Origin of the sequence: Halovibrio sp. HP20-59, assembly GCF_033052795.2 — a bacterium.
In the GTDB taxonomy this organism is placed as follows: Bacteria; Pseudomonadota; Gammaproteobacteria; order Pseudomonadales; family Halomonadaceae; genus Vreelandella.
In genome coordinates, this window is the sequence record NZ_JAWJUW020000111.1 from 1 (window position 1) to 258 (window position 258).

1 protein-coding gene is annotated in these 258 nt (G+C 67.4%); it reads left to right on the forward strand.

What is annotated here, in order from left to right; translation table 11 throughout:
- A partial coding sequence (locus RZA33_RS19580) for an HAD hydrolase-like protein (protein WP_317509894.1) occupies window positions 1-258 on the forward strand: 258 nt, incomplete at both ends.

Genomic DNA, 258 nt, shown 5'->3' on the forward strand with positions numbered 1-258 from the left:
GCCGCGGCCACGACGGGCCTTTCTGCCTCGGTTGCCGACGCGCTCGAAGCGAATTGGGAGTCCTTGCCGGTGTGGAGTGGCGCCCAGGCGGCACTCGACCGGCTGGCAGGACGCACGCGTCTCGCCGTCGTCACCAATTGCTCGACACGTCTTGGACGCATGGCCGCCGCCCGTCTGCATACGCAGTGGGATGTGGTGGTCACTGCCGAGGAAGCCGGCTTCTACAAGCCCGACACGCGTCCCTATCGTCTCGCTCTG